Origin of the sequence: Peribacillus cavernae, from assembly GCF_003989135.1 — a bacterium.
Taxonomy (GTDB): domain Bacteria; phylum Bacillota; class Bacilli; order Bacillales; family DSM-1321; genus Peribacillus; species Peribacillus cavernae.
Window position 1 is genome coordinate 25,164 of the sequence record NZ_RYZZ01000016.1, and the last position, 21,434, is coordinate 46,597.

Annotated in this window: 25 protein-coding genes and 1 pseudogene; 6 read left to right on the forward strand and 20 right to left on the reverse strand. The window is 43.2% G+C overall.

The features are described from left to right. Window positions 1-387: 387 nt before the first annotated feature. The 9 genes from ELQ35_RS12405 to comGA are packed head-to-tail and all read right to left on the reverse strand — an operon-like array spanning window position 388 to window position 5,109. Complete coding sequence (locus ELQ35_RS12405) at window positions 388-564, reverse strand: YqzE family protein (protein ID WP_126865144.1); 177 nt, start codon at window positions 562-564, stop codon at window positions 388-390. 12 nt (window positions 565-576) lie between these two features. Next, the gene (locus tag ELQ35_RS12410) at window positions 577-1,095 is read right to left on the reverse strand and encodes a shikimate kinase (protein WP_126865145.1); all 519 of its coding nucleotides are present in this window, start codon (window positions 1,093-1,095) and stop codon (window positions 577-579) included. A gap of 15 nt (window positions 1,096-1,110) precedes the next feature. Next, entirely contained in the window at window positions 1,111-1,491 is a 381-nt protein-coding gene (gene comGG / locus ELQ35_RS12415) for a competence type IV pilus minor pilin ComGG (protein ID WP_126865146.1), read from the reverse strand. Between the two features lie 3 nt (window positions 1,492-1,494). Next, window positions 1,495-1,971, reverse strand: coding sequence for a competence type IV pilus minor pilin ComGF (comGF, locus tag ELQ35_RS12420; RefSeq protein WP_185861752.1), 477 nt, complete (start codon window positions 1,969-1,971; stop codon window positions 1,495-1,497). Next, window positions 1,913-2,251, reverse strand: coding sequence for a competence type IV pilus minor pilin ComGE (gene comGE, locus ELQ35_RS12425; protein ID WP_126865148.1), 339 nt, complete (start codon window positions 2,249-2,251; stop codon window positions 1,913-1,915). The genes comGF and comGE overlap by 59 nt, the downstream gene beginning before the upstream one ends. After that, a complete protein-coding gene (gene comGD, locus ELQ35_RS12430) occupies window positions 2,238-2,714 on the reverse strand; it encodes a competence type IV pilus minor pilin ComGD (protein WP_126865149.1) in 477 nt (158 codons plus the stop codon). Before comGD ends, comGE begins: the two co-directional genes overlap by 14 nt. Then, window positions 2,698-3,003 (reverse strand): competence type IV pilus major pilin ComGC, encoded by a 306-nt coding sequence (gene comGC, locus ELQ35_RS12435; RefSeq protein ID WP_126865150.1) that lies wholly within the window; start codon window positions 3,001-3,003, stop codon window positions 2,698-2,700. The genes comGD and comGC overlap by 17 nt, the downstream gene beginning before the upstream one ends. Before the next feature lie 14 nt (window positions 3,004-3,017). Beyond that, window positions 3,018-4,049, reverse strand: coding sequence for a competence type IV pilus assembly protein ComGB (gene comGB, locus ELQ35_RS12440; RefSeq protein ID WP_185861753.1), 1,032 nt, complete (start codon window positions 4,047-4,049; stop codon window positions 3,018-3,020). Continuing rightward, complete coding sequence (gene comGA, locus ELQ35_RS12445) at window positions 4,036-5,109, reverse strand: competence type IV pilus ATPase ComGA (RefSeq protein ID WP_126865152.1); 1,074 nt, start codon at window positions 5,107-5,109, stop codon at window positions 4,036-4,038. Before comGA ends, comGB begins: the two co-directional genes overlap by 14 nt. A 385-nt stretch (window positions 5,110-5,494) precedes the next feature. Between comGA and adhP the strand changes: the two genes are divergently transcribed. After that, on the forward strand, window positions 5,495-6,508 hold the full coding sequence (adhP, locus tag ELQ35_RS12450; RefSeq protein WP_126865232.1) for an alcohol dehydrogenase AdhP: 1,014 nt from the start codon (window positions 5,495-5,497) through the stop codon (window positions 6,506-6,508). Window positions 6,509-6,560: 52 nt separating this feature from the next. Here the strand turns inward: adhP and ELQ35_RS12455 are convergent, their stop codons facing one another. From ELQ35_RS12455 to ELQ35_RS12470, 4 genes and pseudogenes are all read right to left on the reverse strand, one after another. Then, the gene (locus ELQ35_RS12455; protein ID WP_126865153.1) at window positions 6,561-8,006 is read right to left on the reverse strand and encodes a sigma-54-dependent transcriptional regulator; all 1,446 of its coding nucleotides are present in this window, start codon (window positions 8,004-8,006) and stop codon (window positions 6,561-6,563) included. Further along, window positions 8,003-9,652 (reverse strand): GAF domain-containing sensor histidine kinase, encoded by a 1,650-nt coding sequence (locus ELQ35_RS12460; RefSeq protein WP_126865154.1) that lies wholly within the window; start codon window positions 9,650-9,652, stop codon window positions 8,003-8,005. Before ELQ35_RS12460 ends, ELQ35_RS12455 begins: the two co-directional genes overlap by 4 nt. Window positions 9,653-9,661: 9 nt before the next feature. Further along, a complete protein-coding gene (locus ELQ35_RS12465; RefSeq protein WP_126865155.1) occupies window positions 9,662-10,810 on the reverse strand; it encodes an iron-containing alcohol dehydrogenase in 1,149 nt (382 codons plus the stop codon). A 46-nt stretch (window positions 10,811-10,856) separates the two neighbouring features. Then, window positions 10,857-11,506, reverse strand: a pseudogene (locus tag ELQ35_RS12470) (CAP-associated domain-containing protein). Window positions 11,507-11,616: 110 nt separating this feature from the next. On the opposite strand from ELQ35_RS12470, the gene ELQ35_RS12475 reads away from it, so the two are divergent. Then, the gene (locus tag ELQ35_RS12475; protein ID WP_126865156.1) at window positions 11,617-12,081 is read left to right on the forward strand and encodes an SRPBCC family protein; all 465 of its coding nucleotides are present in this window, start codon (window positions 11,617-11,619) and stop codon (window positions 12,079-12,081) included. Between the two features lie 91 nt (window positions 12,082-12,172). Here the strand turns inward: ELQ35_RS12475 and ELQ35_RS12480 are convergent, their stop codons facing one another. Next, complete coding sequence (locus ELQ35_RS12480; protein WP_246026060.1) at window positions 12,173-12,595, reverse strand: hypothetical protein; 423 nt, start codon at window positions 12,593-12,595, stop codon at window positions 12,173-12,175. A gap of 285 nt (window positions 12,596-12,880) precedes the next feature. On the opposite strand from ELQ35_RS12480, the gene ELQ35_RS12485 reads away from it, so the two are divergent. Next, entirely contained in the window at window positions 12,881-13,126 is a 246-nt protein-coding gene (locus tag ELQ35_RS12485) for a DUF2626 domain-containing protein (RefSeq protein ID WP_126865157.1), read from the forward strand. Window positions 13,127-13,179: 53 nt separating this feature from the next. Here ELQ35_RS12485 and ELQ35_RS12490 read toward each other — a convergent pair whose 3' ends face one another. Next, window positions 13,180-14,280: a class I SAM-dependent methyltransferase gene (locus tag ELQ35_RS12490; protein ID WP_185861754.1), complete on the reverse strand. Its 1,101-nt coding sequence runs from the start codon at window positions 14,278-14,280 to the stop codon at window positions 13,180-13,182. Between the two features lie 63 nt (window positions 14,281-14,343). Beyond that, window positions 14,344-14,979 carry an MBL fold metallo-hydrolase gene (locus ELQ35_RS12495; RefSeq protein WP_126865159.1) on the reverse strand — a complete coding sequence of 212 codons (636 nt, stop codon included), beginning with the start codon at window positions 14,977-14,979 and terminating at the stop codon, window positions 14,344-14,346. Window positions 14,980-15,103: 124 nt separating this feature from the next. Between ELQ35_RS12495 and ELQ35_RS12500 the strand changes: the two genes are divergently transcribed. Both ELQ35_RS12500 and ELQ35_RS12505 read left to right on the forward strand, forming a co-directional pair. Next, the gene (locus ELQ35_RS12500; protein ID WP_126865160.1) at window positions 15,104-15,580 is read left to right on the forward strand and encodes a hypothetical protein; all 477 of its coding nucleotides are present in this window, start codon (window positions 15,104-15,106) and stop codon (window positions 15,578-15,580) included. A 126-nt stretch (window positions 15,581-15,706) separates the two neighbouring features. Beyond that, window positions 15,707-15,880: a DUF2759 domain-containing protein gene (locus ELQ35_RS12505; protein WP_126865161.1), complete on the forward strand. Its 174-nt coding sequence runs from the start codon at window positions 15,707-15,709 to the stop codon at window positions 15,878-15,880. 130 nt (window positions 15,881-16,010) lie between these two features. Here the strand turns inward: ELQ35_RS12505 and ELQ35_RS12510 are convergent, their stop codons facing one another. The 3 genes from ELQ35_RS12510 to ELQ35_RS12520 all read right to left on the reverse strand — a co-directional run bounded on the left by ELQ35_RS12510 (window position 16,011) and on the right by ELQ35_RS12520 (window position 18,717). Next, the gene (locus ELQ35_RS12510) at window positions 16,011-17,189 is read right to left on the reverse strand and encodes a M14 family metallopeptidase (protein ID WP_126865162.1); all 1,179 of its coding nucleotides are present in this window, start codon (window positions 17,187-17,189) and stop codon (window positions 16,011-16,013) included. Window positions 17,190-17,522: 333 nt separating this feature from the next. After that, window positions 17,523-18,491 (reverse strand): ROK family glucokinase, encoded by a 969-nt coding sequence (locus ELQ35_RS12515; protein ID WP_126865163.1) that lies wholly within the window; start codon window positions 18,489-18,491, stop codon window positions 17,523-17,525. Window positions 18,492-18,504: 13 nt separating this feature from the next. Next, window positions 18,505-18,717, reverse strand: a complete 213-nt coding sequence (locus tag ELQ35_RS12520) for a YqgQ family protein (RefSeq protein ID WP_126865164.1) — start codon at window positions 18,715-18,717, stop codon at window positions 18,505-18,507. A 155-nt stretch (window positions 18,718-18,872) separates the two neighbouring features. Between ELQ35_RS12520 and ELQ35_RS12525 the strand changes: the two genes are divergently transcribed. Beyond that, entirely contained in the window at window positions 18,873-19,745 is an 873-nt protein-coding gene (locus ELQ35_RS12525) for a hypothetical protein (protein ID WP_126865165.1), read from the forward strand. On the opposite strand, the gene ELQ35_RS12530 is transcribed toward ELQ35_RS12525, so the two are convergent. Beyond that, complete coding sequence (locus ELQ35_RS12530; RefSeq protein WP_126865166.1) at window positions 19,739-21,271, reverse strand: rhomboid family intramembrane serine protease; 1,533 nt, start codon at window positions 21,269-21,271, stop codon at window positions 19,739-19,741. The genes ELQ35_RS12525 and ELQ35_RS12530 overlap by 7 nt on opposite strands. Window positions 21,272-21,434 lie beyond the last annotated feature (163 nt).

Consider the following 21,434-nt stretch of genomic DNA (forward strand, 5'->3'; position numbering starts at 1 on the left):
GAAAGATAGGGCCTTTTCTCGATGTATAGGAAACTATAGATTGAATTTTATGTGATAACTTAAATTTGGTTATCTGCATCCAGCTCCGACGTACAAGGATGTACTAGTGCCGACGTCGCCACAGGACGTGGCGGTTTTAGTCGGCCAGCGCCTAGCCCCGACGCACAGGGCGTGCTAGTGCCGACGAAGACATAAGGACGTGGCAATTTTAGTCGGCCTCGAGGTCATAAGCCAATCATCTGATGGGGAGAAAACCGCTCCCCATCCAGCTGCTTGTCTTATGCTTGTCGGACTTGCGCATGGATGCGCTGACGTCGACGTTCGCCACAGGACGTGGCGGATCTTAGTCGATGTTCCTTTTTCAAGGCGCTTGCGCTTTTGTTCATGTTATCTTCTTTTAAACAGCATCATGATCGCAAACGGAAGGACCCCGAACCAGTTGCTCACGAACGGTTTTTTCAGCTTCTTCCTGTTTTCCCGCCGCAGCTTCCTTTCGTTTTTGGGTACATCCATATATTTGACAAATTGCTGGGTAAGAAACTTTATATAATCATTTGTAGACATACATACCACCCATTACATAGTATGTTCCATTTCTGTCTCATTTATTCGTTTTCGAATTTCTTTTACAACCTCATCCATAGTCCTTCCTGTCGTGTCCACAACAATCGCTGCCTGTAAATACAGCGGCAGGCGTTCGCTAAACAGCCGATACAGGTCTTTTTTCCGCTCGCCGCTTAAGAGAGGCCGGGATTGATCATGCTCAAGTCTTATGGCGATTTCCTCGGGATTACAGTGCAAATACACCCAGTAACCATGTGCAGCCAGCCATTGCCGGTTTTCTCCCTTTATTACAATTCCGCCGCCCGTGGTTATGATGCAGTCTTCACGAGGCAGATCCTGCAGCATATTGCTTTCCATTTCCCTGAAAGCATGTTCCCCTTTATCGGCAAATATAGCCGTAATGGTTTGCCGCTGCTGCCGCTCGATTTCCTGATCTGTATCAAATACAGGCAAATCCATGGTTTTGCCGAGGGCCTCTCCGGCGGTTGTCTTTCCCGCTCCCATAAAGCCTGTCAAATAAATGCTCTTCATGCCTCTCACTCCGGACTATTTTTCTATCCATTTTATCACTTTTTTTTGTGAAATGTCATAAAGAAACAGCGATTGGGCCTTCCTTTCCTCTTTCGTACTGCCGTACAACAACACCCCGATCACCTGCTCATCGGATTTGCTGAACTGATAATATACATCCCCTCCCGGATAAAAAAGGATTCCATCCTTTTCCACTACATTTTCATATGACCTAAGCTCAGCTGTTAAATCCTTTGCGGCCAAGCGAATCAGTTGTTCAAGAATCAACTTTTCTTCCGTTTCTTTATAAAAGGATTGATCAGAGTTGTACCTTTCGATTGTATATAAAGTAAAGGATAAAAAAACGGCTGCAATAATCATCACGATCGGATAAATTACACCTTTTTCATTTCTCATCTCTCATCTCTCATCATCCGAAATGAAGGGCCGCAGTCTGTAATTAAACTGTTTCCCTTGTTTATCACTTATAGTGATTGTAACCACTTTTCCATCACTATTTACCCCGAAGCTTCCGACATTTTGCAGCATCAATTCATGTCCGGTACCATTCAAACGTCTCCGGACTTTATCCTGATACTGCTCAATTAATACAATATTATTTCCGACAGTGAGATATAGTTTATTATCTGATGCCTGCTGGCTGTTAGATTGCCAGACATCCTGCTTCAATTGATTGATAAATACCTCCCGTTCCCTTTGGTTTAAGCTGCTTTTTTCAGTGGCGTTTGTTTTCATAAGAGTGAATAGATTGAGCACAAAAGAGGAAATCACCATAAAAATAACCAGGGAAACAAGCATTTCCACCAACGTGAATCCATCACTTTTTCGCAGCATCACAAATGATTTCATCTCTTTGTCCGTAATTTTTATATTCAATACAACCCCTTGTCATCCCAGAAAAACCTTCCTCTGGTTTCCAGGTCAGCCGATAGGTCTGATCATTAACCATAAACGTTTCATCCACTGGTTCACTTTCTCCCTCCATATATGCCTGTAGCTTCTCATATAATAAGTGATAGGCACCCATCCGCTGTATGGCGTTATGCCGTTCGATCATAACCGTCTCAAGGATAGGCAGAATCGACAGTGCGACGAAGCAGCATATAAAAAAGGCCGCCAGCATCTCAACATAAATATAGCCTCTAGAGTTTTTCAATCCGGAACCTGCCCTTTCCTATATTAAAGGTCATTTTATAGGAACTGCTGGAGGTTTTTACATTCCAGACTCCTGCAGTGGATATGTTGCCATTAGGCGCAAATAGAATCCTCAGGTTCATCGATCCCCTGGTAAAAGTAACGTCTTTAGGTATGTTGCGCTCAAGAAGCTTTCCTTTCATCACATTGGCAACATGATATTTCTCACCCGATCTTCCTGGATATTGGTCAATTACAACTTCGATATATTGCTGGTGGCTGATTGCATAGCTTTGCGCAAAATACACATCATCACTGAATTGACGTAAAAATTGGTCAATCTCCTGGCTTTTCAAAAAATGCGGAAAAAGCCCTGATGCAAGGGAAAATAACAAGAGAAAGATTGTGAGTACCACAAGTGTTTCTGTTAAGGTAAAGCCTCGGTTGCTTTCACTTACAGCAGTAATGCTATGTTGTTTTCGCAACTACCGAGACATCTCCTTTTTCGTCTATTTTTACACCATCCCCATTCGGGCATGATGTTTGCTTTAAATAACCTCCCGTTTCAAGCTCTGTTATGTTTTCCGGAAGCTTTTGTTTATCCATTTCATAGGCTTGCACCTGAGACTGAACCATCTTGACAAATGCCTCACAGCCTTTGGATTGGATGGTGGACTGGTTCTTGGTTATATTAGGCACGGTGATAATCAGCAGGATCGAGATGACCAGCAGGACCACCAGCATTTCAATTAAAGTAAAGCCTTTTTCGTTCACTGTTTATTTCCTCCTTATAAGCTGCCCAGCAAGGAAAACATCGGCATTAAAATAGCCAGATAAATAGAAACGATCAATAATCCGATAACCGAAAATAGCACTGGCTGAATAATCCGGGTAGCTGCGCTTGTTTTTTCTTCGATTTTAGTAAGGACATACCTGCTGTAATGAAACAGCTCCTGGTCTAAGGTCCCGTATTTTTGTCCGTTGGCAATGATAATGCTTAAATGTTCCTCGAAAAAAGGGACAGTTTGAAAAATATCTTCAAGAGACTTGCCTTCTGTTAATTCCTTTTTAATGAAAAGGCATAATTTTTGATAGAATGGCTGACTGTTGTTTTCGGAAAAGAGACGAATGCTTTCATTAATCGATAAGCCACCAGAAAGCAAACCGCTTAGTTGACTTGAAAAAAAGTGGGTGTCATATAATTTGAGGAACCTGCCTAAAAAAGGGATTCTTTGAAGGATCTTTCGTCGTTTCAACGGATTTAACCTTAAAAACCAATACTTCCTGAGACCAAGTGTGATAACCAGCAAGACCAAAAGAATAACAGGCAGCGCCGGAAGAAATCGGGAAACGGCGAGCACGATGGTTAAAAATATATTTGGCTCTGCATCCATGGATTGAAAGAGCACCTGAAACTTAGGCAGCAATACCCGTTGGAGAATATAAAAGATATTGGCGACAAATACCAAAAGAAAAATCGGATAAACGAGCAGTTTATTGATTCTTTCCAGGTCTTCCGTTCTTTTAAGCCAGAAACTGCCTCCTTCTTTCAGCGCTTGCACTAAATTGCCATGACTTTCTGCGTAATAGATATAGCTGATGAGTTGCGGATGAAATTTCATATAAACCAGGGAAGAGTATAGCGGATTTCCTTCTCTTAATCTTAAAAGCGTCTCTGTTAATTCAGCTGCCTTTTTTTTGGATTCCTGCAGCTTAAGAAACTGGATAGCATGTGAAAGTGGATAGCCGTTTTCAAGCAGTTCACCAAGCTTAAGTAAAAAAAGGGCCTGTTCATTCCTTTTCCATTTACTTCGTTTCATGCTCATATACCCATCGGTCAAATTCTTCCGATTTTACGTAACCCATGGCAACTGCTTTAGAAATTTCATCCTTCAGCTGGCGGTAATTTGGCGGCCGGGTATGATTTCCTTTAGCAATTTGCAATACTTGAGCTAGACCTTTTCCATACAATAATTCGTAGACGCTTGCCCGCTTATTCTTCTTATTTACAAGACACGCGGAGGTACAGGCGTCCCGGCAATATGGACATTGTAATTCCAGAAGTCTTTGAGCGGTCACGGCAATTAACGTCTGTTCAATTTCAATCCAGCTTACCCCGAATTCAAGCAGGCGGTAAACCGCTCCCTGTGCATCACGTGTATGCATAGTGGTCAAGATCAAATGACCAGTTAACGCAGCGCGCACGGCTATCTTTGCCGTTTCCGCGTCGCGAATCTCCCCTACCATGATGATATCCGGATCATGCCTTAGTGCAGCTTTCAAGCCGACAGAATAAGTAACGCCCGCCTTTTCATTGATCTGTACCTGGAGAACCTGCTCTGACTCATTTTCAATTGGGTCTTCCAACGTTATTACATTGCGGTTAATCATTTCTTTAGCATGATGAAGCAAAGAATAAAGAGTAGTCGTTTTCCCGCTTCCTGTCGGTCCTGTAAAGATAATCATCCCGTGGGAATGCTTCAGGAGTGCCATCAATTTATTCGCGGTATTGCTGAACAGGGAGAGTTGCTCCAAAGGAAGGATATTCTGCTGCGGGATTAAGCGGATCACCAGGCTTTCGGAAAAAGATGCGGGCAGTGTGGATAAACGGAGGCCAATTGTTTTATTATCAATTACCATCGTAATCGAACCGCTTTGCGGGCGCCTCTTTTCACCGATATCCATCGATGCGAGAAACTTTAGATGGGAGATAATCCTTTCCGATTCGTCCTGGGTGATCATGTCTTGCGGATATAGCTTGTTATCGATGCGGAACTGTACGAGAGGTCCTTCTTTTCTCGGAAGGATGTGGATGTCTGATGCAGCCAGACGGACTGCATGCGTAAGAATTCTTTCTGCTGTTTTTTCAATCGATTCCAACCATTTCTCACCTCCATATGGGTTTGCTTAGTAAATTCGACTTTGTTTTGCATTTTCCTTCTTGTTTCTGCAAAAAAATTTTATTGGCTAGTTAACCTATCTTTTGCCGTTCAAAAATATCGAATCTCGTCCAAACCCTGCCGTAAATTCGGGAAGTCCGGCCGACTTTTCGGCAGTTTTCCAATTGAAGACCGCGATTTGAAAGCGCTTTATAATTGGCACGGTACTTGCATCTATTTATAGTGAAGCCGCTTTCTTGGTCGGGCGTTTTTGAGAGGTATGGATGAGCCATAGCTAAGCGGGAAAAAGGGAGGAGTAGATGAATTTGAGTACAAAACAAGGGGCAAGTACGCTTGAGGCTGGAGCAGTCAAAGAGGTAAAAACGATGAAAGCTGCCGTTGTCAATGGATTTAACCAAGAGCTGGAAATTAAAGAAGTGCCAATACCTGAACTTGCATACGGTGAAATTTTAGTGAAAATCAAGGCATGCGGTGTTTGCCATACAGACCTTCATGCCGCAAATGGAGACTGGCCGGTAAAGCCAAAGCTTCCGTTGATTCCGGGACATGAAGGGGTCGGGATTATTGAAAAGGTAGCGGAAGGGGTAACATCCCTTAAAGTCGGTGACCGGGTGGGGATTCCATGGTTGTATTCTGCTTGCGGTGAATGTGAATATTGCTTGACCGGGCGTGAAACATTATGCCCGGATCAATTGAATGCAGGGTATTCGATCGATGGCGGATATGCGGAATATTGCAAGGCTCCGGCAAACTATGTCGTAAAGGTTCCGGAAGGCCTTGATTTTGCAGAAGTGTCGCCAATCTTTTGTGCGGGTGTCACGACGTATAAAGCGCTTAAAGTTTCTGAAGCGAAGCCAGGTGACTGGGTTGCGATTTATGGGATTGGGGGTCTTGGGCACGTCGCGCTTCAATATGCTAAGGCGATGGGCTTTAATGTGATTGCTGTCGATATCCAGGATGATAAGCTCGAGCTTGCCAAGGAATTGGGAGCGGACATTACCGTAAACGGTCTTAAGAACGATCCAGCCCAGGATATTTTCGATAAAGTGGGAGGCGTGCAGGCTGCGATAAGCGTAGCGGTTACGCAAAAAGCGTTTGAACAAGCTTACAGCTCAGTGAAAAGGGGCGGTACACTTGTTGTTGTCGGCCTTCCAAATGCTGATCTGCCAATCCCGATTTTCAATACGGTATTGAACGGGGTAACAGTGAAAGGCTCGATTGTCGGCACAAGAAAGGATTTGCAGGAGGCTGTTGAGTTTGCCGCACAGGGTAAGGTGCGTACGAATATTGAAACTCAGCCGCTTGACAATATTAATGAAGTGCTTCATCGTTTGGAAAAAGGACAGATTAATGGCCGTGTTGTATTGACGATGGAGTAATATCTGCTCGGGTAAAATCGAAAGGCTGCTTCCATTGGGAGCAGCCTTTCGATTATGTGTGTGTAGTGTTCGTTTTCTCATTTAAAATATAACGTAATTTCCTCATCGAAATTTGCAGGCACCTGGCAGCTTCCGTTCTGTTTCCGTACGTTTTTTGCAAGGCTTGCAGAACTAACTCCCTTCCAATAAGTGATTCAAGTTGTTTTACCTGAAGAAGAATATCATCAAGATTGATCTTGTCACTTTGCTCAAATTCCTTAACTAGCGTCTCCCTCCATTGTTCAAGGGGGTCTTTAGGAATCGATATTGTTTGTTCAGAACTGCTTTTGCCCTTTAAGGGGGCAGCCACGGCAGATAAAATAATTTCATCAGCGGTTATTTCTGTATTCTCATCATCAGTCAGGGTGAGTGTACGGGTCACCACATTGGCCAGCTCGCGGATGTTGCCGGGCCAATCATAGTTTTGCAGTTTTTCATAAGCACCATCAGTGAAATTGACACTAGTATAGCCGTTTCGCTGTATCAAGTGATTCACAAGTAAGGGAATGTCCTCTTTTCGATCCCTGAGCGGCGGAATTTCCAGGTGAACGACATTTAGTCGGTAAAATAAGTCTTCCCGGAATTTCTTTTGCAGGACAGCCTGCTGCAGATTTTCGTTAGAGGCAGCCACGACGCGGGCATTTGTTCTCAATGTCTGAACACTGCCAACCCTCATAAACTCCCTTGTTTCTAACACCCTCAGAAGCTTTACCTGAATTGCCTGGGAAGCATCTGCTATCTCATCAAGAAACAGGGTGCCGTTGCTCGCAATTTCAAATAGCCCCTTTCTTTGCTGTGTCGCTCCCGTGAAAGCCCCCTTTTCATGACCGAATAATTCACTCTCAAGAAGTGATTCTGAAATGGCGCCGCAGTTGACGCCAATAAACGATTCATGGCTGCGCGGGCTTGCCAAATGGATAAAACGGGAGAGGACCTCTTTGCCGGTTCCCGTTTCGCCTTCGATTAGGACATTGACATTCTTTTGGGAAACCTTGAATGTGGCGTCGATAAGCTTATTCATGGCATGGTTTTTCCCGACAACAAGTCCCGCTTCATTTGCAAGGCTCTGTATAAATGCTTGGCTTGACGGGACACTCGTGCTCAGCAATTGTTCGACTTGTGTCTCTAACAGGTTAATATCGTCAAATGGTTTTTCAATATAATCACTCGCTCCAAGCTTAATCGCTTCCACCGCTGTTTTTACCGTACTGTAGCCGGTCATGATGAGAGCCTTACAATGGGGCTGATGTTTTTTTAAATGCTGAAGCAGGGAAAGGCCGTCACAATCAGGGAGCCTTAAATCGATCATGGCAATCTGAAAGCTTTGCCGCGATAGGTCCAACTGAAAAAATTCGCTTGAGCTGTTTACAACCTCTACCTTATATCCTTTCATGGAGAATAGATGTGATAAAAAAGTTCCTACTTCTTTTTCATCATCAATTACCAGCAGATTAATCATCGTGTCACCTCATTTTTGCCTGAGTCGGGAAGGGGGAGCTTTAAAATGAAGGTACTTCCTTTTCCTTGCGAGCTGATTACCTTAATCGTCCCTCCATGGGCCTTTGCGATTCCAAGACTTACGGACAGTCCTAAGCCTGTTCCTTTTTCCATATCCTTTGTAGTATGGAACGGGTGGAAGACGAGCGGGAGGCGGGCTTCTTCAATCCCTATTCCATTATCCTCAACCGCTACATGAATACAATCTTCCTCTAAAGACGTTTGGATGCTAATGCATTTATGGCTGGTTTTCGCCATTTCAACGGCATCCTTTGCGTTAAGCAATAAATTTATGATGACCTGCTCGATTTGGGGCTGGCTGCCGTCTAGTAAGGGCAAGTCCTGTTGAAGAGATAAGGATATGGAAATCCGGTTTTTTTCTAGCTGAAAGGTAAGCAGGTTCAGAACCTGGCGAACGCATTCATTGACGGAATATGAAGTAAACAGGTATTCATCCTGCCTCGAAAAGGTGAGCAGGCTTTTAATGATTTGTTTGCAGCGGTTGCCGCAATTTTTAATGTCGTTAAGCAAAATATAATCCCGGTCCGTTTCCGGGGTATTTCTTATGAGAAGTTGTGAGTTTCCGAGAATAGCGGTTAACGGGCTATTCAATTCATGCGCGATTCCCGCTGCCATTTCCCCGATCGCCGCAAGCTTGCCTGAATGCAGCAGTTGAACCTCCATCTGCCGTTTTTTCGTAACATCCTTAAAGTAGGCGATCACACCATACACCTGCTGATCATTATCCAGGACAGGATACGTATGCATTTCATAAATTACATGGTTCTTAGAATGAATTTCCTGGAATCCGGCGGTGTTAGAGTTGAATGTTTCCTGGACAATCGCTTTACATGTTTGGCCTAAAGAAGAATAAAATGATGAGGAGTGATAGATGTCCAAAAACTCCCTGGCTGAATCGTTGAATTTAAATACCTCCAGATTCTTGTCAAATACCATAATCATGTCATCCACCGCCTTGAAGGTATCCTCCCATTCCTGTTTCCCTTGTAAAACGGCATTATACAATTGTGAGTTTTCCAGAATGATGGCTACATGGTTCGTCAGCTGCTCTAAGAACTCCAATTCCTCGGTGGTCCATCCCGATTGTTCCTTCCGGCCGAAGGTTAACACACCGATTCCCTCATTTATGCTGTAGAGGGGCATAACCAAAATAGATAGGAGTTCTTGAGAAATCAGCCAATCCTCTTCAGCAAACATGGTTGTTTCGGTGCTTATCTGCTCTTGCATGACTTTTTTCTCCGTTAATGCAGACCAGAATAGAGAGGAATCCGCATTTTTGATTCTATACTCCGTATTCGCAGTGGAGGTTGGATAAACCTGTACCAAAACTGGATCGCCCTTTTGAAGCAGGTACAGGCGGCAATCGTCAAATGCCATCAAAAGCCGCAGCTTTTCCATGACATATGTTACGATTTCTTCGAGGTTCATATCGATTTTAATGGTTTTTGTTATGTCATTCATGATTTCCAGCTGCATATTTTTCTTTTCCAACTGTTCAACTGTCTTTTTTAGTTCAGTATAGTAATTCTTTTTTGAAGATTTGATGCCGGTCAGCATTTCAATCAGGTTGTCTTTCTCAGTTTGCATTCATATCACCTACAAAGAGTTTTCCAATAATTGTGTAATTTGTGCCATAGACATATCCCGCGGGTTTGTGATCATACAGGCGTCCTCGAGGGCGGTCGATGCAATCCAGCGGATCATCTCACGGGTAATTCCGACATCGCCCAGCCTGCGAGGTGTGCCGATATCGGCAGACAACTCCCTTACGAATTGAATCGCTGCGTTTCCGCCCTCTCTCTGTGTACGGCCTCTTGTATCAACCCCCATTAATTCTGCCATTTCAGCAAAGCGACGGGGAGCTGCGATCAAATTGTATTCCATGACATATGGAAGTAAAATCGCATTTATTTCTCCGTGGGGCAGAAGATGCTTTCCGCCAATGGCATGGGATATAGCGTGGGCTGCACCTAATATGGCATTAGAAAAAGCAAGTCCTGCCTGAAGGCTTGCCATGGCCATTGCTTCTTTAGCTTCTTGATTGGTCCTGGAAGCAACGGACGGGCGCAAATAGCGTGACACTAACGTTAGGGCGTTTTTTGCCTGAACATCGGTAAGCGGAGTGGCTGCAATGCTGACATAGGCTTCAATCGCATGGGTCAGCACATCCATGCCAGTCATAGCGGTCAGGTCAGCTTCTTTTGTCATCAGTGTCTGGGGATCGATAATCGCTATATCGGGGACCAGTGTTTTCGAAATAATTGTCATTTTCTTCTCCCGCTCGGAATCGACGATAACAGAAAATTGGGAAACTTCGGATCCCGATCCAGCCGTTGTCATGACCATCACCATTGGAGGGAGCGGAGAATGGATTTTATCCACACCTTCATAATCCCTGATCCTACCGCCGTTCGTAGCAAGAATGGCGATCCCTTTTGCTACATCCAACGCGCTGCCCCCGCCTACACCTATGATGGCGTCGCACTCCTGATCGATAAAAGTGCGGCAGCCAGCTTCTACTTCTGAATCCTTTGGATTAGTCGTTACATCAATAAAGGCTGAAAATGACAGCTGCGCTTCCCGGCAGGACTGAATCACTTTCTCAAGCCAGCCGGAACCTGCCACACCAGAATCGCTTACAATCAATGCTTTTTTTGCACCAATTCGGACACACGCTTCCCCTGCCTGCTCAAGCGAATCTTTCCCGAAAATCACTTCCGGCATTACAAATTTCGTAATTGGCAATCTCACACCTTCTTTCAATTTATTTGTAATGTTCTTACTCTACTATTTACCAAAAGGGACAAAAATTCCTGTAAAGTAGACAATTTTTTTTGCTATTCATGACAAGTTTTTTACAACTTAGGTTATGGTTGACCCTGGTCGCATTGGTGATGTCGAATAATTGGTATTCAAAGCCTTCCTTTAGCCCTGGGCTGCCCTGTGAATAAAAATTCTTCTTGATTTTCTCAAGGCCTTCACTCATGATTTGAATCGAAGTTACCGTATTATTTTGGTGTTTATCATAAAAAACGGTGGTATAGCTGCCATCGATTCGAAACACATCGTAGTCCCTGTTCTCCTCAAATTGATAATAGGCCATGCCTTTGCGAATTTTGTTAAGGGCACCCCTAGCTGTGCAAGAACGGATTCCTTGGGGGCTCCGCGTTTTATCCCTTTTGTTGATGCAATTAAATCCTGGTTTGTATATAATCCTGCAACTTTATTATTTTTATCATAGGCAGCCATGAAAAAGTGCTGATAGTTTTTATGGTAGGTATCCCACTTGACTCCATATTCGTTTATGGTTGAACGTTTGGAGGCCCCTGCTAGTTTTTCTACCTCAGCCCTGGAATCTCCAAGCCCGATATTATAGATGGTAAAAACATCCTCACCCGAATTTGGTGGAATGTAAAAAGTATATGCCGGTGTGGATTTCATATATGTGCAAAAAGGATGTTTCTCTTCTTTATTTGCAGGTTTTTTCTCTTACATATAGAAGGTGTTAAAGATAAATATTGTTCTGAATGATGTTACCAAGGAGGATTTAAATGAAACTATGGTCGAGGGAAATTGAAATAAACGCGCCAATTGAGCAAGTGTGGAACCTTTTGGACGGCCCGACTGAAAATATGCAAAAAATCATGCCGCAGGTCATTGAAAACAAACCAGTTAAAGTTACGGAAGAAGGAGTCGGAAGTGTTTATCGTCAAAAATATAAAGAAGGAAAACGGATTGAAGAATATGATGTAGAAACGTTAGAATACGAAAATACCCGGGACCATAAAAAGCTGAAGGTCAGTTTTACACTGGCAAATATGTTTGAGATCACTGCCTTGTATGAAATGACAAAAGTGGATGACAATAAGACTTTTTTTAGGTATACAGCCACTAATCGCGCTTTGAAATGGTTCGTCCATGTTTTTTTATGGTTTTCCAATGAAAAGGTAGTGACTGAGTTTTTGGAACGTGTAAAAAAAGTGGCTGAGTCTGAACGCCAATTCATTACAAAGTGAAATGTTGGGGTCAGGCCCCCGGTGCTTTAACGCGGTACAGCACCGGGGGCCTGACCCCAAACCATGATGTGATTATAATTCCTAAAAATAACTACTGAATAATTGAAGCGCCGGTCAAGGATTCTGGAGTCATTCCAAGTACCAACAGACTGATTTTTGCATATCCTGTTTCTCTAAAATCAATGAAAGTTTGTTTCAGCACATCGCAGTCAAGGTCTTCCTTTAATTTCTGAACTTCTTTTTTATACAAACGCAGCACGGAGCCCTGTACAAAATTCGGTGCATAATAGCTTGGATCTTCATTCATGATTAAACAACCCATGTATTGATACTTGAATTGCAAGGCACGTGTTAGATTCACCACTTCCAGCAATTTTTCGAAAAGATTTGGATAGGATTTTTTTAGATTCTCAAGGGCAAGCTTTGACAAAAGCTGGCTACGCCGGCCAAGGCTATCATGCCTGCCACTCCATATAAAGTTGCGCGGAGTAAGTCCTATCATCTTATTTTTCATGTTAGACATCGGTTTACAGGGTTTTCATCATGTGTTGCATTTAATATTGCAATTTAGGAAAAATTTTATTTTTTAATTACTATTAAAAAAATCGGCTGACATACGCAAGGCGCAATTCGGCCATACTATTAGGTAAGCTTACATATTTCGCTTCTATATGTATGTGATTCCTGCTCGTGCCGGGCAATCGTCACAAAGTAGAAACAAACAGTGCTTTACATCTTCTTGCCATCTACTTTATAATTATTTAGTATGAACATGATGGGGACAAAAGGAGGGATATAGATGGAGCGCATGTACAGAGTAATGGGTTTCTGGACAGGTATCATGGCGGTCATGTTTTACCTTGGCGATATGTATACGACGACTTTACTTTTCTTTGGACAAACCGTATTCTTTATTCTTTTAAGTTATTTAAGACTTTCTGAACGTATGTATATCTATGTATTCGGCGCCTATTTAACCGTTTTCTTTGCCGGATTTACTTACTGGACTACATTTATGATGGTTCCGGGTGCTACAGGACATTAATACGGAGTACATAAAACCCATGAAAGCAATTTCATGGGTTTTCCCTTTCCTGTTTATTTTTTCGGAAATAAAGAATCAATTTCCGATATCCCTCTTGATTGCAGCAATACGCGAAAATATGAGCTGATTCCCCCGGGAACGACCAGGTCCCTGATTGCCCTGTTCCGTTTGGCCGTTTCGGAAAAAGGGTCCGCTCCAGAATGATCCCTCAACTCTTCCAGTATCCCAGCCTGGAGCAGAAATTCCTGCTGACCAAGCAACTCTTCACTTTTCAGGCCGAACTCCGCGCCATAATGGGTCAGAGCATCAAAATGGATATGCGAGGTGATATCCATCTGGGCTGGATATAATAATACATTTTCTATCATCTGATGGTTAAAATAGCCCCTCAGGCTTCCTTTTTTATGGGCGGCCTCCATCCACTGATTATTTGTATAGCCGTAATCGATCGTAACGAGAAAGCCTTCCTGCAAATGTCCGGCAATCGATTCCAGATAAGACACCATTTCAAGCGGCACCTCAAAACGCTGTCCCTCATTCAATGAAATGTTTTGTTGCTGTAAAAAGCGAAGTATTTCAAGATTCTCAAGCGGCTCGAAAACTTCTGCAAGCTTTCCCTCTTTTTCTGTGATCATTACTTCAAATAGCATCCCCTGTTTCTCTTCAATTACATGGACCGGCAATGCGTCGAAAAGTTCATTGGAAAAGATAATTCCCCTCATTACCGGCAGACTGGCTAACGTCTCTATAAATAGTACGTTATCAAAACCTGACAATGCTGCTATTTGTTTCTGCCGTTGAAAAGGGCTGATATCCACGATGGAATATTGCAGGATGTTGTAAATGGCGGGATCATTATTCTTTATATAGGTGAGAATGGATTGGGCGAGTCTGCCGGTCCCCCCGCCGATTTCACAGAGAACCGGCGGGATCGAGTATTCATGAATGACATGCAGAAGCCATCGCGCCAGCGTGCAGCCAAATGCATCCGAGAGATTACTTGTCGTATAAAAATCCCCCTGTTTGCCGATTTTCTCTTTATTGTTCATATAATAACCAGTATCCGCTGTATAAAGTAAGCTATTTATATATTCGCTGTACGTTATTTTTCGATCAGGCTTTTGCCTGATTAATTCAATAGTGTTATTTTCCATTTTCAGCCTCATCCTATAGAAGCCCTTCTCGCTTGAGAAGGGCTTCTAAATTTAAAGAAACACTCAAAATCCGTTGAGGAATGGATTGCTTTCCATTTCATCGATAATCGTGGTAACAGGCCCGTGACCGGACAATACGATGGTATCCTCTGGAAGGGTCAGCAGCTGTTTATGGATGCTTTTCATGAGCTGGTCATGGTTTCCGCCCGGTAAATCGGTACGTCCGATGCTCTCCTTAAATAAAACATCACCGGAGAAAATCAGCCCTTTTTCCTCGAGATAATAAGAAACGCTTCCCGGTGAATGTCCCGGGGTTTCAAACAGCTTAAACGAAAAACTGCCAATCTTCAATTCCTGTTCATTGGCAAGAATTTTTTCTGCCGGTTTGAGACGGACCAACTCTCCGGCCATAAACAGCTGAGAGCCATTCAAGGCAGGATCAAGCAGCCACTTGGCTTCTTTTTCATGGATATAGGCCGGGATTTCAAAAAAATCGCGGACTTCATCCAGCGCGCCAATGTGGTCAAAATGGGCGTGAGTCAGCAGCACCGCAAGCGGATTTAGCTTCTTCGTCTGAATATATTGAATAATTTTGGCTGCTTCTTCACCCGGATCAAAGATGATACATTCCTGTGCATCATTAGAAAGTATATAGCAATTGGTTTGTAAAGGTCCTAAAGGAAGCTGATACCATTTCATATTTGTCATCTCCAATTATTTACTTTTTGTACTTTGCCAGCGGACTAAATTTTCTCGTTACGATATATTTCTATTTTACACTATATGAGTTATATTTTTAAGAAAAGAAGAAGAGGAGGGCACTATGAAGAGGGTATTTGCAACCGAACTGAGGTATGGCCCCGACGAATTTCCGGATCTCTATATGCTGCTGGAGAGCCAGGTTGGCATTATCGACCATTTTGGCTCGTTTCTGATTACCGGTTCAAAAAAGGAAGCGGATTTTTGTCAAGAGGTAGCGGCTGCGGCGGATGCATTTGTGGAGATTCACTGCCTGTTACAACATGCCGATACTAAACCGCTTGAGCTTTTTAGCGACTACGGTTTCAAAACGGAGGCTGCGGCTTATCTTTTCAAACAAGGTCTTGCCTGTTTTCAATTTGCTTCAGGCGGGAAAACAGAAAGAAAAATGCCACTTCTGGAAATGGAGGAAGTTTTGATTGCTTCTTTGGTTGTAGATAGTGAGAACTTTTTTTTCATTGACTTTTTTCAGAAGGACTTGGTGTGCGGGATCGCAAAAGCATATGGAGTGGAAGCGGTATTTTTACATCTCGACAAATAATAAAAAAAACATTAGAATAATATCAAATGCAATCTTTTCTACATACTGATCGTAGATTTGCAGTCTCTGGGCATTCTAATGCTTAGCTGGAATTTGGTACTCATATGAAAGTAAGGGGGCAAAGAAATGGGATTAATGATTATCTTCGGTCTTGTTACAATCCTGGCACTATTCGCTGTGATCAGCTCATTTAGAAACAAGAATTTCTTAGGATTGTTTTTCGCTGCAGGAAGCACAGCTGTTTTCGGCTGGTTCACCGTCATGACGATCATTCATAACGGATTTCCAGTTGCGCACTAAATCGAAAGCGCATTCTTCAAAGCGATAGTAAATGTGGCATGGCATAGCTTAAGCAATGCCATGAAACGAGGCTGAACATCAGCCTCGTTTCTTTATTTTACACATTTCTTACATATCGACATCTATTTCCCTACATATATATGCCGGCCATCAGGATTCCCACGGTGTCCCTGTAAATGGTTTTCATTTGTGACAAAGGCAGCGGATTGATGCCTTCTCCCAGCTCCACTGTAAAACCGGGCCGCTGGAACTCTTGAATAAACCAGTCTTTATATCCTGCATGACTGTCAATATTACGGACTGATTTGTAGTCGCTCTTTTTTTCAAATTCCTCAGCAATGCAAGAAGCATACAGCGGCTCCTTGCCATCGTACCCCCAGTAAAATTCCTTTCCTTGCGTGTGGAGGGCAATCACTTTTTCAAAGCTGCGGTTGTAGGCAAGTTCCTTCATTGCCAGCGCTTCTGGCTCGGTCAAATAATCTTCTCCCGGAAAGTCCCGTGGCGCAGGAATCTGCGGTATCTTCCGCTCTTTTTCGATTTCCCAGTTTGCTGGATACTGGTTATTTAAATCGACACCGCGGATATTGGCTTTCCATTCATAGAAGTGTTCATAGCCGTCATTGATCGAAAGTACATCGATTTTCCCTTCCGCTGCTTCCTCTCCCTTCAGAACAAGCTCCACCCCATCAGGATTTACCATCGGCACCATTGAAATTTTTTTCCCCGTGTAGAGCGGAAGCGGTTCAACTCTGGATAAAGACAAAGCATTCGTAAGGCAGAGAAGAAGTTCATTCAGCCACTTCATGAGGATGGCAGTTGTAATCCATTCATTTGCATGAAAAGACCCATTATAATGGACAATTCCATCACCTTGCCCGAGCCTCACTTCAAATAACTCCTTGCCAAGCACACTTTTGCCGATCGATTCTATTTCAATAAAAGGATATACTTCCTTTAACTTTTCTAAATCTTCGACTAAAGAAGCATAATCATAAAACTTCTTTGTTTTGATGATCGGTTTGATCACCCTGACAGGTACCGCTATCGTTTCTGTTTCGGTGGTTAAGCCTTCATTCATGAGCAAAAGTCCATCGAGGGAGATATGATAATGTTCGGCAATCTCCATGAGGCGGACATCATGCGCTTTCAGAATTTTGTTTAGCTTGAATCCGGGAATGCATACATCTAATCCGTTTAATTGCTGATTATCAGCAATATGAGGATTTGAATCCCGCAGCAGTTCAATCGGAAGCTGAAAAACCATGCTGTAATAATCTAATGTATCTCCATCTCTACCGATTAGTTTCAAATCAATTTCCTCCTCACCATTTAGTTTATCTTTATGAGAAAACATCGGAAAAATGAAGCGGGAGCATTTTTAAATTTTTGAAGGTTTGAAGGAGAAACACGTGTAACTGCCGAATTTTTAGGTAGCAGAAAATCGTTTTAACAACGGCAAGGAGAATAGAACAGTCGGAAATCGATATGTTATCGGTTTCTAAGAAATGATGGCAAAAAAAGGTGAACAGCGCTTATTTCTACGGGCTGTTCACCTTTTTTGTTATTCAGTCTATCTCTCAATAATAGAAAATTGTCACACAGCCATTATTTCAAGAGTTTACACCAATTATTAGTTCCCTCATTATTCAGCCAGATGTTCTTTGACAAGCCAGGCTGCCCCGATTACGCCAGCGTCATTTCCCAGGGTGGCTATATCGATTTCGGTTGACTCGCGTACCCTCTTGAAGGCATACCGGCTAAACCACTCTTTGACAGGGTTCAATAATAGGTCGCCTGCTCTGGAAACCCCTCCGCCAAGAATGATCTTTTCAGGGTTAAGCACATTGGCGATATTGGCAAGCGCCAATCCTAAATAGCTGCTCACTTTCTGAAGGATTTCGCCGGATAACGGATCACCCGCCTGAGCACAATCAAAAATATCCTTTGACGACAATTTTCCATTAGCAGTTAGTTTGTCATGAAGCGTACTTGTTCCTGTAAACTGTTCAAGTGCTTCCATTGCCAAGCGGACAATCCCTGTCGCAGAAGCCACCGTTTCGAGGCAGCCGGCATTCCCACAGTTACAGCTTGAGCCATTTTCGGTTACCACGGTAATATGGCCGATCTCGCCGGCTGCTCCGCTGACTCCATGGACCAATGCGCCATTTGCAATGATTCCGCCTCCGACCCCGGTTCCAAGCGTCACACACACCAGATCCTTTGCTCCATTACCAGCACCCTTCCACATTTCGCCCAGGGCGGCAATATTGGCATCGTTATCAATAAAAGCAGGCACGGATGTTTCCATTTCAAGTAAATCCCGGAGCGGATAATCTATCCAACCAAGATTAACAGCTTCATATATGGAACCATTTACATCATTCACCGGCCCCGGTGCTCCCATACCAATTCCGAGGAGCTTGCTTTTTGGCTCTCCAAGCTCCTCCAGCTTGGCATCGATCGCTTTCGCAATGTCGACGGTAATGTTCTTTCCATTCTCCGAAATATCCGTGGGGATTTCCCATTTATGCAGGATCTCTCCATATATGCTCACAATCGCAAGCTTTGTTGTTGTACCGCCTAAATCCACACCCATAATCCACTTTTCCATAGTCTTCACCTTTTTAGTAATTATTTTCACGTTTATCTTTTTCGATCTGAATTTGATGCCGTAAGATCAGGAGTGCCGTCTGAAGGTCCTGCGTTTCGATTAATTGTGAACGGTAAAGCTCCTTTATCTCCATTTCCATTAATTCCAGTTCGGCGATTCTGTCGCCTATATAAATGATCGTGCCGAATCGTTTTAAGAATTGCTGGATATCATATATTGTTCTCATGCTTTCCCTCATGTGTTTTTTTTATCTATAAAAAGTATATAGGAACGAGTTTTATCCTACAAGTGTTGAAATCGTATCATCAACGTAAAAATTACCTCATACTTGTCCATTAACTTGAATATAGTGGAGTAATGTGACTTAGGAGGAAAGCTACTATGAGGATACAAGCTAAGTATGGGTTACTCGCTGTCTTCATCTTGGTTTCGGCGTTGATTTATTTTCTATATTTGAAGCCTGTCGAGGAAACAATCATCTTTTTTCCAATTGACCCTTCACTCAGCTTTGACAGCGCTTCAACCCATTTAGCCGCAGAAAAGAGTGACGATAACTATTCGATAAACTGGTCGGAACAATCCGTTTTAAACACGGATGCCTATTTGCGGCAGGACATTTCCTTGCTATATAAAAACGGCAGGCTGGCCGGAATCCTTAAGGATTGGAGGCAAAATACACAATCGATCCAACAGAAGGAAGATATTACCGAAAGTGAAAGCGGTCTATTTCAAGGCCTTACCTTCCATTATGCTGAGGTCCATCCATCAGAGTCGGATATCGTGAGCGCCCAAGCTTTAACAGATGATGAGCTTTATGTGATTTTATCCCCGTTCTCAAAATTCCAGTCTTTCAAAAGGCCCATTTCCGCCGAACAAAAAGAATGGAAGCAGGTACTGGATCGAACGGCAAAAGCAGTTATGGCCGATAGTTTGAATAAAGCGAGTGAGGCCTTTCAACTCGACAAAGACCGATACGAGGTTGCTTCACTGACAGAGTTGAATACAAAGCAGGATGAACTTCTTTCCGGCTTCACGGAAGCAAAGCAAAAAGAGATTATCGGCAAGCTTTGGGAAGGCTTGTATCGAAATTATGTAATGGGAATTAAAAAAGAGGATGGCAGTGGAATCAGTCCAGAGGGCAGCACCATTCCCCTTTTGCTTGTTTCAAACGATAATAAAGAACTGCTTACCGTTTTTAACGTCTCAGATGGCTCCCCCGTCATTTTGCGTCAGAAACTGCCGTCGCTTCACTGATGGATCCGGTCCAACAACTTTTGGTACTCTTTGTCATCAGGCTTTAGCTTTGCCGCTTTTTGCGCGTGGGACTCAGCTTCATTTTCCCGGTTTGTTCGAAGGTAAAGCAGCGCCAGATTGTAGTGGGCCGGATCGTATTCAGGATCCTGCTCAATGGCCTTCACAAAAAAATTTTCCGCGGACGCCAAATTTTCTTTTTGATATTCAAAGTTTCCAAGGGTGAAGAAAAAAGAACTGGGTGCGTCCCGGTTTTTTTCTGTATACTTTTTTAATATCTCATATGCCTGATCGTCCTCGCCTTTATCCATAAAATCCTGGGCTGTCGCTGCGGCAACCATTTCATTGTTGGCAAAACCCTGAGAACTATATCCCCATTGAAGCAGCCAATATGTCAAGCATACAGTGGCACCGGTGAAAATAATCTGTCTGATGAGTTGTTTGCTTTTCGGAAGATGGACCATTCCCGCTGCGAGGAAACCGCCCACTAAGCCGCCAACATGGCCCGCATTATCGACACCGTCCACGGAAAAACCGTAACCGAGGTTGAACAGGATCAAAATGATCACATTCGTTCCCATGGTCCTGAAGAAAAGCCGCGGGTGGGCAATCCCGAAATAAAGCAGGGCACCAAAGCAGCCAAAAATGGCACCGCTCGCTCCAGCTGATATATTCGAATTCTGCAAAAAACTTCCAAGCACGCCTGCAAAGCCGGCAAACAGATAAATGAACAAAAACCGCAGACGTCCATAAATTCTTTCTACCTCAGGGCCAATAAAATACAATGAAATTGTGTTCATTAACAAATGGAGAAACCCAATATGGATGACGATAGGCGTGAAAAATCTCCACCACTCCCCCTGCAGGATCAATGGGTTATATTTAGCCCCAAATTCGATCAACGTTGATGAATTCGCGCTTCCGCCCCTTGCCTCCATAAGAAGAAAAACAGCAACTTGCAAAATGATAAAAACATAGGTGAAAAACGGTTTGCCCGCAGTGAAAAGCTGCCGCTCCTCTTTTGCCTTTTGCACCGAAGCTGAAAGGGCAGTTTGTTTTAAATAGGCGACTTGCCCGTCATCGATATCCTCATGATCAGGAGCTTTAAATGAAAGTGGCATGTGCAACAGTTGTTCAAGCTGTTGGGACTTTTCATCATATTTAGAAACGTCCATGATGAAGCTATGAATGGTTGCCTTCCTATTTACTGCTGGTGAATCAATCAGATATTCATAGTCGTCTACAGGTGAAAAAGCTGTGATATAAATATTGAATACCTGGAGCGGCTTTTTGTGCAATTGCTTTCTGATTTGTTCCCCGTTCAGTGCAGTTCTTTCCATATCGCGTTTTAGCCAATTGGCCCAATCGAGATCATAACGCATCAGCCTGATAACCGGGTATGCATGACTGTTGTCCGTTTCAAGCCAGATTTCCTTTTGGCTTTCAGAAATTGTGATGATCCGGTAATCGTAGCGGGTAGAAAGCTCTTTAACCATCGACCAATATAGATAATCCTCTTGTAATCCCAATGCCGTCCCTACTTTCCGATTAAAGGGTCTTTTTTATTTATATTTCCTAATCTGCTCACACTAAACTATAGACAAAATTTTTGAAAATGTAAAAAAAACAGACCAGGTTTCGTTCATAATTGGTCTGCTTCCTTCCACATTAAGTTGTTAGTCTTTACTTTTA